We start from the raw sequence: 5652 nt of genomic DNA on the forward strand, positions 1-5652 counted from the left end.
GGCCATCCATTTTCTCAAAATATTTTATTTATCAAAAAGATCCATTCATAAATTTAACCAAATTCCGAATGGATCTTTTCATTTTAGGGACTTATGTCACAGCCCCTTTATAAATTGATTACTCTTCTCACATGGCTAATCGTAAAAAGAATATCAATTTAGAAAACTGAGTGTAAGCACTCAGTGGCTAATATTATTCAACTAATAAGGATCGGGGAAGAGCCTCATTAGGTGGCTTTATGTTTACCACGATAGATATAATACAACCATACACATTTAAAATAAAGTCAAATTCTAAAAAATCAAATTTTTTTGTAAGAATTTTCGAACAGTAAATAAATTAAGGCTTAGTTGTCCATTAACTTATTAAAAATTGGTCACTATTTTTGAAATACTGTATTGTAAGCGTTTGTAGTCGTAAAAACATTACAATTTATAGAAGTTGTATAAAATAATTCAGTTGCTAAATAAATTGAATAATTTTGATTATTAATTGTTGATGAGTAAAAATTTTATTTTTAAATCAAAGATAATTTAATTGTTATTAAAAATGAAATTTGACAAATAGTGTTTACGTATGTAAACTTAAAATTAAAAACGGGGTGATTAAAGTAGCAGAAAAAATGGAAATAAGTCCAGCAGAATGGCAGGTGATGCGGATTGCTTGGACCTTGCAGAAGGTTACAAGCAGTCAAGTCATTGAGATTTTACAACGCAAGAAAAATTGGAAACCTGCAACAGTGAAAACTTTATTACGCCGGTTAGTACAAAAGAAAGTACTGGTTACTACTAAACAGGGCCGTTATTTCATCTACCAACCTTGCGTCCAAGAACAAGAAACGATGAATTTAGCAGCTGATGATCTGTTTTCCAGTATGTGTGAAATGCACGTTGGCCGGACCTTAGCCCATGTCATTGAGGAACATCAACTGAGCAAGAAGGATATCAGTAACTTACAAGAACTTTTGAATAAGAAAGCCTTAAATGCTCCCGATGCTGTGGAATGTAACTGCGTGCCGGGTGAAGAAATGCATTGCGAATAAATAATAAGCATCGCTCGTTGGGTGATGCTTATGAAGTGAACCCCCATAGTTGGACGAAAAATTCTAACTATGGGGGGTTTACTATGATTAAATTTAGTCTTGAAGTTAAGCTTAAAGCTGTTCAAATGTATTTAGCTGGAATTGGTTCACAGACTGTTGCTCGAAGATTAGGAATTAAAGGGCATATGTCTGTGCAGACATGGGTTGCTCGTTATCAAAAATATGGGGTTCAAGGCCTAGAACTCCGTTCACCAAAATATGATTATGATGGTGATTTTAAACTGAAAGTCTTAAACTGGAAAAAACAACACAAAGCTTCATATCCACAAACAGCACTCCAATTTGATATTAGTAATCCCGGAACAATCGCTAACTGGCAAAGGAAGATTAGAGAATGTGGTATTGAGGCCTTATTTACCAGGAGAGGACGGGCAACCCACATGACAACTAATCATAATCATTAAGCTAAGAAACAGTTATCAGAGTTAGAACGCTTAAAGGCTGAAAATCGAGCTTTAAAAGTGGAGAACGAATATCTAAAAAAACTCGAGGCCTTAGTTCAACATCGCGGACAGTCAAAGAAGAATGTCAAATCATCCAAGAACTAAGGCACGAATTCAGATTTAGCTTAACGGAAATTTTGCCATACACCATCATTAAGCGGAGTACGTTCTATTACCAAACACACCGACATGAAGCCAAAGATAATCAAAAATTACTCCAAGTCATTAAAGACATCAAACAGCAGAATCCTGGCTATGAATATCGTCCAGTGACTGATGAATTACACCGTCGTGGTATTAAGATTAATCACAAACGAGTTAGCCGTCTAATGCGTGAAAATGGACTATCGTCGCTAATGTATAATCGACAGACCCGAAAATACGATTCGTCAATTGGTCCCCAAGGTAAGAAGGCCAAGAACCGGTTAAACCGTCGGTTTAACACGGATCGTCCTTATCAGAAAATGGTAACTGATGTGAGTGAATATCGCTATGGCAATATGAGTCAGGATGAAAAGGTTTATCTTTCGCCAATTAAAGGCCTGTGTTCTGGCGAGATCGTTAGTTATAATATTAGCGATCACCCAACGACTGATTTTGTAATGAAACCATTAATCGAACTAATTAATAAGCGCCCGGTGCTTAACTACCGTATGACCGTCCATAGTGACCAAGGCATTCAATACCAAACAAATACATGGCGTCAAACACTAAAATTTTTCAAAGCATGTCACGGCGAGCAACCTGTTTAGATAATGCATCAATGGAGAGCTTCTTTCATACCATGAAAGTTGAATTGTATTATGATCATCATTATCAAACTAAACAGGAATTGATTAAAGCAATGAAGGAGTGGATTGAATATTACAATCAATACCGCATAAGGCACAAACTAAAAGGCAAGACGCCGATTGAAGATCGGAATCTTGTCTTAGAAAAAGTTGCCTAAATTAAAGTGTCCAACTTATAGGGTTCACTTCAACATGGACTATGTATTTGATTTAGCATTTTAAGTATATAGTCTTTTTTTATTTTCGTAAAGTTATTTAAAGGAAAATAATGCTTGTTGAAAATTATTGTGGTGTTGAACAAAAACATCGGATAAATCGAATAACTTTGTTTGGACAATGTCTCACTCATTCACCTAATGCTTCCATTTTTTACGCAAGCTTGAAATTACTAAAGCGATGGAAACGACGATGGCAATTATCCAACCTGCGGTCCCGAGCCGGTAAATAAAACGGTCCCGGCTACCAACTACGAGGATTGAGGATGAAAGGATTAGCGAGGCGAGCATGATTACCACCAATAAACGATTGAGTAGTTGATCAAGCTTTGCTAAAACGCGTTTTTGACCAATGTAGTGGAGGTTAATTTTCGTATCTCCAGTAGCAACCTGATCCATTGTTCGTTCCATTTTTTCCGGCAACCGTGCAGCAGCTTCTAAATTATTATAAGTACTGCCTAGATGAGTAGTGACAACGTCTTTCCAATTAAAATGGCGTTTAAAGTAGTCTTTAGCAAATGGTTTGGCAACATCCATCATTGATAAAGATGGGTCTAATTTAGCAATAGTTCCCTCCAGTGTCCCAAATGCCTTAAAGAGTAGCGTGACTTCAGGTTTTAGTTGTAAATGATTATTACGGCAAAGTTGGGTGATTGCATATAGCATTTGCGGAATATTAATGTTGGCCAGCTGAGTATTTAAATAGGGACGCACAAATTGACTGAATTCACGAATAAATTTTTGCTCATCAACTTCACCCGTCCGATTACAAACGTTCAACACGGCACGACTAATTCTGTAATTATCTTTGCTTGTGAGCGCGATAATAATTTGTGCAATGTCATCGGCCATCGCACTGGTGAGGGTTCCCATCATCCCAAAATCCAGATATACCAAACGATAATCAGGTAATTGACGTTGACTGCTAAAGTGAATGGTTAAGTCCCCAAATTGCTTTGTGTATTCATGATCAGTAGCCATGGAAGGGTTGTCTGAATCAACTTGATAAAAAAGAATGTTACCAGGGTGCGGATCAGCATGAAAAAAGTGGTCAACAAAGACCTGTTTAATAAAGTTCTTAACCAAAATCTGTGCAACTTGCGATTGAATATCTTTCAATTGTTGTGCTTGTTCTTGATCTTCTGGTAATGGCTGACTAATTAAGTGCTTAATACTTTTACCCTTCATGGCTTCATTCACGAGGATTTTTTGATGACAATATTTCAAGTACACACGTGGCACTTGAATGATGTCGTCGCCATTATTCAGGTCGTAAAATTCTACACCGTTTTTAGCTTCTTGAAGAGTATTTACTTCACTCAATAGCGAAGCAGATAATTGGTCAACCACCGCATCTAAATCAACCACACTTAAATCGCCCGGAACATACTTCAGCAACTTAATTGCCTTTTTAAAGAGGGCCAGGTCCACCTTGATTAACCGACTAACCGCAGGATGCTGAATTTTGACAACCACTTTAGTGTCATCGGGAAGGGTAGCGTAGTGACATTGGCCAACTGATGCAGAAGCAAACGGCTGATCTTCAAACGTTTTAAACACTTCATCAATGGATTTACCCGTTTCAGTTTGGAAAATTTGGGATACAGTTTGGTAATCATCAGCCGGAACCTTGTCCTGCAGAGTGCGGAGTGCAGTAATGTATTCCGGAGATACTAAATCGGGGCGGGTAGATAACATTTGGCCAAGTTTAATGAAGGTTGGTCCCAATTCTTGAAAAGTCGCTAGGATCTCGTCCGGATTGGTTTGATGGTAGAAATTACTAATGAAGGAATGTTGGCGTAAAATGCTGGTAATCTCTTTAAGTCGTTGAGTTTTTGATAATTCTTCAGTCATAAACGCTCCTTATAAAAAAGGTTGTACCAATGTAAATCAGTACAACCTTCATTGGAATTTACTATTCCAGATTTAATTCGTAAGCTACCCGTAAGTCATCATCGGATGGGCCAGTGAAAACTTTACCACGTTGAACGAAACCGTAATCCAAAACTAAGTTATGAACACGCTTGTTCTTTTCGTGGGTAGAAATCCGCAAGTCACGCACTCCTTTTCCATATGCGATGGAAATCAGAGTGGACATGATAATCCGTGCGAAGTGTTTACCACGGTATCCACTAGCGATCGCAATTCGGTTAATGGTCCCGAATGGGTGTCCAGCATGGTTCCACTTACCATCAACGATATATGCATAGTGAGTATCACCTTGAGGCATTAATGTACCTGTTCCAACGATCTTTTCACCATACATCAAAAGGTAACATGAGTCCGCTTCAATATCTTGTTGCATACTCAATTTTGAAGGGTAACCATGCTGCCATTGGTCACTACCATCTTCCTTTAATAGTTGGCGAGCATTTTCAATAATTTCATAAACAGCATCAAGGTCATCTAGAGTGGCCTTACGCATATAAATAGGTTCTCCCATAATGATTCCCTCCTGTAAAATAATATCTCTCAACTAAATTATACAAATTAAAATGTCTAATTAACACCATTAATTTACTTATTTTTATAAAAACTGACTTCAATTAAGTTTTGATCAGGGTCACGTAAATAAATGGACTGCATTTCACCTTCAGAACCATATTTAGTAACTGGTCCTTCAACAACATCAACGTAGTAGGACTTAAAATGATGCAGTGCTTCTTTTGGATCATCTCCAGACACTAAGCAAAGATCAGCTGCACCAACAGTTGGGTTCTTAGCCTGAAGTTGATCACTAGGGCGGTTAACACTTTGGAGACGGATGAGTTGATGACCACACCGTAAAGTAACGACATGATCGTTGGTTTGATCATCAAGCACTGGCATGTCAAAGACTTCGTGATAGAAACGGCGTGCTGCTTCTAAATCGCTAACGATTAAAACAATGTGATCGATTCGACGCATTTTCATGATTAAATTACCTCGTTCTAAAATTAACAATTGTTATTGTAAGGCACTTTTGTAAAGGTGTGAAGAACTTTATTTATATGGCAGATTGCAATAAATAACTTGAACAAATTTAATGACGCAGATTAAGCAAGAAGATCTCAATTGGAGTTCGCCAGTTCAAACATTTGAGAGGCCGTGAATTCAGATA

Annotated in this window: 7 protein-coding genes; 4 read left to right on the forward strand and 3 right to left on the reverse strand. The window is 37.5% G+C overall.

What is annotated here, in order from left to right; translation table 11 throughout:
- Positions 1-623: 623 nt before the first annotated feature.
- The 4 genes from H5975_RS07095 to H5975_RS07110 all read left to right on the forward strand — a co-directional run bounded on the left by H5975_RS07095 (position 624) and on the right by H5975_RS07110 (position 2495).
- Positions 624-1043, forward strand: coding sequence for a CopY/TcrY family copper transport repressor (locus H5975_RS07095; protein WP_204785461.1), 420 nt, complete (start codon positions 624-626; stop codon positions 1041-1043).
- A gap of 83 nt (positions 1044-1126) precedes the next feature.
- Positions 1127-1507 (forward strand): transposase, encoded by a 381-nt coding sequence (locus H5975_RS07100; RefSeq protein WP_239473172.1) that lies wholly within the window; start codon positions 1127-1129, stop codon positions 1505-1507.
- A gap of 128 nt (positions 1508-1635) precedes the next feature.
- Complete coding sequence (locus H5975_RS07105) at positions 1636-2298, forward strand: IS3 family transposase (RefSeq protein ID WP_342590541.1); 663 nt, start codon at positions 1636-1638, stop codon at positions 2296-2298.
- An 11-nt stretch (positions 2299-2309) separates the two neighbouring features.
- The gene (locus H5975_RS07110; protein ID WP_239473173.1) at positions 2310-2495 is read left to right on the forward strand and encodes an IS3 family transposase; all 186 of its coding nucleotides are present in this window, start codon (positions 2310-2312) and stop codon (positions 2493-2495) included.
- A gap of 195 nt (positions 2496-2690) precedes the next feature.
- Here the strand turns inward: H5975_RS07110 and H5975_RS07115 are convergent, their stop codons facing one another.
- The 3 genes from H5975_RS07115 to H5975_RS07125 form a co-directional block, all read right to left on the reverse strand.
- Positions 2691-4406: an ABC1 kinase family protein gene (locus H5975_RS07115; RefSeq protein ID WP_204785463.1), complete on the reverse strand. Its 1716-nt coding sequence runs from the start codon at positions 4404-4406 to the stop codon at positions 2691-2693.
- Positions 4407-4467: 61 nt separating this feature from the next.
- A complete protein-coding gene (locus H5975_RS07120; RefSeq protein WP_204785464.1) occupies positions 4468-4995 on the reverse strand; it encodes a GNAT family N-acetyltransferase in 528 nt (175 codons plus the stop codon).
- Between the two features lie 74 nt (positions 4996-5069).
- Complete coding sequence (locus H5975_RS07125; RefSeq protein ID WP_204785465.1) at positions 5070-5465, reverse strand: VOC family protein; 396 nt, start codon at positions 5463-5465, stop codon at positions 5070-5072.
- Positions 5466-5652: the final 187 nt, after the last annotated feature.

The sequence above is a fragment of the Limosilactobacillus coleohominis genome (assembly GCF_016901675.1).
Classification (GTDB): domain Bacteria; phylum Bacillota; class Bacilli; order Lactobacillales; family Lactobacillaceae; genus Limosilactobacillus; species Limosilactobacillus intestinavium.